The sequence below is a fragment of the Paenibacillus sp. OT2-17 genome, assembly GCF_009827695.1.
Taxonomy (GTDB): Bacteria; Bacillota; Bacilli; order Paenibacillales; family Paenibacillaceae; genus Paenibacillus; species Paenibacillus polymyxa_B.
On record NZ_WUDQ01000303.1, the window covers coordinates 1 to 4,368 of the forward strand.

The 4,368-nt window shown below is 46.7% G+C and carries 6 protein-coding genes; all 6 read left to right on the forward strand.

Annotated elements, in window-relative coordinates; translation table 11 throughout:
• Positions 1-79: 79 nt before the first annotated feature.
• On the forward strand, positions 80-949 hold the full coding sequence (locus GRP75_RS19970) for a heptaprenyl diphosphate synthase component 1 (RefSeq protein ID WP_028540634.1): 870 nt from the start codon (positions 80-82) through the stop codon (positions 947-949).
• Positions 950-958: 9 nt separating this feature from the next.
• Positions 959-1,687, forward strand: a complete 729-nt coding sequence (locus tag GRP75_RS19975) for a demethylmenaquinone methyltransferase (RefSeq protein ID WP_023989173.1) — start codon at positions 959-961, stop codon at positions 1,685-1,687.
• Positions 1,680-2,552: a UbiA-like polyprenyltransferase gene (locus GRP75_RS19980; protein WP_028540635.1), complete on the forward strand. Its 873-nt coding sequence runs from the start codon at positions 1,680-1,682 to the stop codon at positions 2,550-2,552. The genes GRP75_RS19975 and GRP75_RS19980 overlap by 8 nt, the downstream gene beginning before the upstream one ends.
• A complete protein-coding gene (locus tag GRP75_RS19985) occupies positions 2,552-3,211 on the forward strand; it encodes a UbiX family flavin prenyltransferase (protein WP_160790160.1) in 660 nt (219 codons plus the stop codon). The genes GRP75_RS19980 and GRP75_RS19985 overlap by 1 nt, the downstream gene beginning before the upstream one ends.
• Positions 3,168-4,034 (forward strand): menaquinone biosynthetic enzyme MqnA/MqnD family protein, encoded by an 867-nt coding sequence (locus tag GRP75_RS19990; protein WP_028540636.1) that lies wholly within the window; start codon positions 3,168-3,170, stop codon positions 4,032-4,034. The genes GRP75_RS19985 and GRP75_RS19990 overlap by 44 nt, the downstream gene beginning before the upstream one ends.
• Positions 4,031-4,368, forward strand: a 338-nt coding sequence (locus GRP75_RS19995) for a polyprenyl synthetase family protein (protein ID WP_202404223.1), incomplete at its 3' end; no start/stop codon positions are given. The genes GRP75_RS19990 and GRP75_RS19995, both read left to right, overlap by 4 nt.

A 4,368-nucleotide genomic window follows, 5' to 3' on the forward strand; every position in this document is an offset into this window, starting at 1 on the left:
AATCATTTTAAATTGTGATATAATATAAGGCATTGCAATTATTTGAGTATAGCAGAAAGTCATGTCTCGGAGGCTTAGGATGAAACCGTATCGCGTACCCCAATTAGCAAGGAAATATGTGGAATACGACATGATTCAACAACATACGGAAATGCCGGCTTTTCCTGACAGCCGTACCCGTTTGATGTTTGTGTTTTTGAACCGGAATGCGCAGGAGCTGCATGCCAGTGAGGACGAACTGTACGCATTGGTAACCTCGCTTGTGCAGATGGGGCTGGATACGCATGATATGATTGATACTTTATCCGGTATACGGAGCCCGGAGGAGATGCGTTCCAGACAGCTGAAAGTGTTAGCTGGGGACTATTTTAGCAGTCGTTTTTATCAGCTGCTTGCACTGGCAGGCCGCATCACGGCCATTTCGAAGCTGAGTGATGCTGTATGTGAAGTGAACGCAGGGAAAATGAATCTGTACTGGGGAATGAAGCAATTCCGATTGGATGCAACTCAGTATTTAACTCAGATGGTTCGTTTCAAAAAGGAGCTTTTTTTATCATTCACTTCACTTGTAGCAGAACAGGATCAGGAAATTTGGAAGCAGCTTCTCAACAAATTTGCTCTCTGTGATACCTTGGTGGAGGAATGGGGCAAGCGGGCAGAACCGGACAAGTCCCGTTTCGGATATATGTTCTGGCATATTTATGGTAACGGGGACCGGAACGAGCAGGCATTGCTTTCAGGGAGTGGTACTGACACTGAAGCATGGCGTAAGCTTGTTCTGAAATACAAAGCCGAGGATGCGATACTGGACAAGCTTCGCACGGCTGTTACACACATCAGGCATATCCTGTCAGATGATCAAAATACAGGGATCGAGGAATTTGAACGCATGCTTGAGCCTTTCCAGAAGCTGCTAAATAGTCCGCACCCAGTTGTGAGGGAAGGTTAGGTGAACGTGATGGGATCAAGCGACACCAAGCCGAAAGAGCAATTCGTTCATGGCGTGTTTGAAAGCATAGCAGGTAAATACGATTTGATGAACGATATACTGAGCTTTCGCAGACATAAGGCTTGGCGGAAATTTACGATGAAAAAAATGAACATGCATCGCGGCGATACGGCAATTGATCTTTGCTGTGGTACATGTGATTGGACGCTTGCGATGGCACGAGCAAGTGAAAGTGGTCACATCGTAGGACTCGATTTTAGTCAGAACATGCTCAATGTTGGCGAGCGTAAGATTACATCAGAATCCCGTGAAAAGCAAATTAAGCTTGTTCAGGGCAACGCGATGGAACTACCTTTTGAAGATAATTCATTTGATTATGCGACGATTGGTTTCGGTCTGCGCAACGTGCCTGATCTGCGCCACGTGTTACAGGAGATGCAACGAGTCGTCAAACCTGGCGGGCAGGTCGTATGTCTGGAATTGTCCAAACCTACTTGGCAGCCGTTCAAGGGAATTTACTACACATATTTTCAACACATCTTGCCCATGCTCGGCAAATTGTTCGCCAAACGTTATGAGCAGTATAAATGGCTCCCTGATTCGTTGGCGCTTTTTCCAGGAAGGGATGAGTTGGCTGGCATCTTCCGTGAAGTCGGATTGAAGGATGTTCAGGCTCATTCTCTCACCGGAGGCATTGCGGCATTGCACATTGGAATCAAGGAGAGTCAGCATGTTTAAGAAAATTGCTATTTTTTTGGAAATGATTAAAATTGAACATACGTTATTTGCGCTCCCATTTGCATTCATGGGGGCTGTATTGGGGTCTGTTATCGTGACAGGCAACCTTCCCTCCTGGCCGCAGATCGGCTGGATTCTGCTAGCTATGGTTGGCGCACGTAGCGCGGCTTTTGGCTTCAATCGTATGATTGACCGGGTGATTGACGGGAAAAATCCGCGCACAGCAGGACGCGCTATCCCGGCGGGGTTGCTCAAATCGAGCGAAGTGGTGATTTTCATTATCGTCAGTTTGGTGTTGTTATTCTGGGCATCATTCAAGTTAAGTCCGCTGGCGTTCAAGCTGTTCCCGCTGGCCTTTTTTATGCTCGTTTTTTATTCTTACACCAAGCGTTTCACTTGGCTTTGCCATATTGTACTTGGTCTGACCATTGGTTTGGCGCCACTCGGCGCGTGGGTTGCAGTAACGGGACAAATAGATTTGACCGCTATCGTACTATATCTCACGATTGCATTTTGGACGGCGGGATTTGATGTAATTTATGCTTGTCAGGATATAGATTTTGACCAAAACGAAGGAGTTTATTCTATTCCTGCCCGTTTTGGTGTAGCAGGTGCGTTGAACATCGCTCGGGCATTCCACGTCATTACGGCAATCGGATTTATTGTATTGTTCTTTATTGCAGATTTAAGCTGGTGGTATCTGGCGGGCATGATTATTTCGTACATTATTTTATTTTATGAACACTATATCGTATCTCCAAAAGATTTGAGTCGTTTGCAGACGGCATTCTTTACTATGAACGGTGTACTTAGCACTGTCGTGTTTGCCTTTACACTGATTGATTTGGTGGTGCGTCAATACTAATGAATAATCAGGTGAGCGGACATCAAGGCAAACGAATCGTTATTGGCATTACAGGCTCGAGCGGAAGCATTTATGGTGTGCGACTGGTAGAGACTCTGCTTGACTTGCAATACACAGTTCACCTGATCGTTTCCAATGCTGGCTGGCGGGTATTGAAAGAGGAGTTGGGCTGGAATGTGACTGACCGGGAAGGGGCTTTGAATGAACAATTCGGAGGCCGTCCCGGTTCTCTTGTATACCATCCGTTCACAGATATTGGAGCTTCGATTGCGAGCGGCTCTTATTTGGTGGATGCGATGATTATTATGCCATGCTCAATGGGGACGTTGTCAGCAGTAGCACACGGTTCGTCCGATAACCTCATGGCGAGGGCAGCGGACGTGATGATGAAGGAAGGTCGTCCGCTGATCCTTGTGCCTCGTGAAACGCCTCTACATGCCATTCATTTGGAAAACATGCTTAAGCTTGCGAGACTCGGCGTCAAAATGATTCCGGCTATGCCGGCTTTTTACTTTCATCCGAAGACGCTGGATGATATTGTGCTGTTCCTCGTAGGCAAAGTATTGGACAGCTTGCGTATAGAACATCAACTGTTTACGAGATGGGGGGATTCCGATGCCGACGCCGGACACCAAGACAATCACAATCGGAAAAATTAAATATACAAACGCTTGGCCTATTTTTCATTATTTTAATCCTTCTGAGCTTCTCCATTCGGCGGAGATGGTTTCTAAAGTTCCGGCTGAATTGAATCGAGGTATGCTGAATGGGAGTTTGGATATCAGTGCGATGTCCTCATTTGCGTATGCATCGGGTGCTGAGGAAATGCTATTGTTGCCGGATTTATCCGTCAGTGCAGATGGTCCTGTGCAATCCATTTTACTATTTTCACGCAAGCCGCTTGACGAAATCAAAAACGGAACCATTGCACTAACGAATACGTCTGCTACATCCGTGAATTTGTTGAAAATTTTGATGCAAAAGGCATGGGAAGGTCAGCCTTCCTATTTTGACTGTGAACCGGATCTTGACTTGATGCTGGAACAGGCAGATGCAGGGCTGCTGATTGGAGATCACGCGATTAAGGCATCTTGGCGAAGCGAAGGTCTGTATGTTACGGACCTCGGAGAAGAGTGGAAGCGCTGGACGGGCTATAGTATGACTTTTGCTGTATGGGCAGTACGACGTGCTGTTGCTGCTCAAAATCCCGCGGCGGTGGCTGAAATTGCAAGTGCGTTCCGCGTAAGCAAGCAGCGTAGTCTGTCGGACCTGACGCCTGTTATTTCTGAAGCATGCGAGGAAATTGGAGGTCTGCGAGATTATTGGGAGCGCTACTTTACTAATCTGTGTTATGATTTTGGAGAGAAGCAACAACAAGGTTTAGAGCTTTATTTTCAGTATGCGCATGAACTGGGGCTGCTTGACCGACGAGTGAAGCCGCTTCTCTGGAGTGACAATACGCTGACACGGGTGAAAGAATGAAACGATTGGATTTGTTCGGTTTATTAAAGAAGGATATGAACTTTATAGAAGAAGAGTTGTATCGCAGTATCGACAGTACGGAGCCGTTGATTAATGATACGTCGCTTCATCTGCTTAAAGCAGGGGGCAAGCGTTTGCGTCCCGTATTTGTATTGCTGGGAGGCAAGTTTGGAGAATATGATCTGGACAAGCTCAAGCGTATAGCGGTACCTCTGGAACTGATTCATTCTGCCTCTCTCGTTCACGACGATGTGATTGACGATGCGGAAATGAGACGCGGTCAACCCACCGTGAAGTCCAAATGGGACAATCGGGTGGCTATGTACACCGGAGA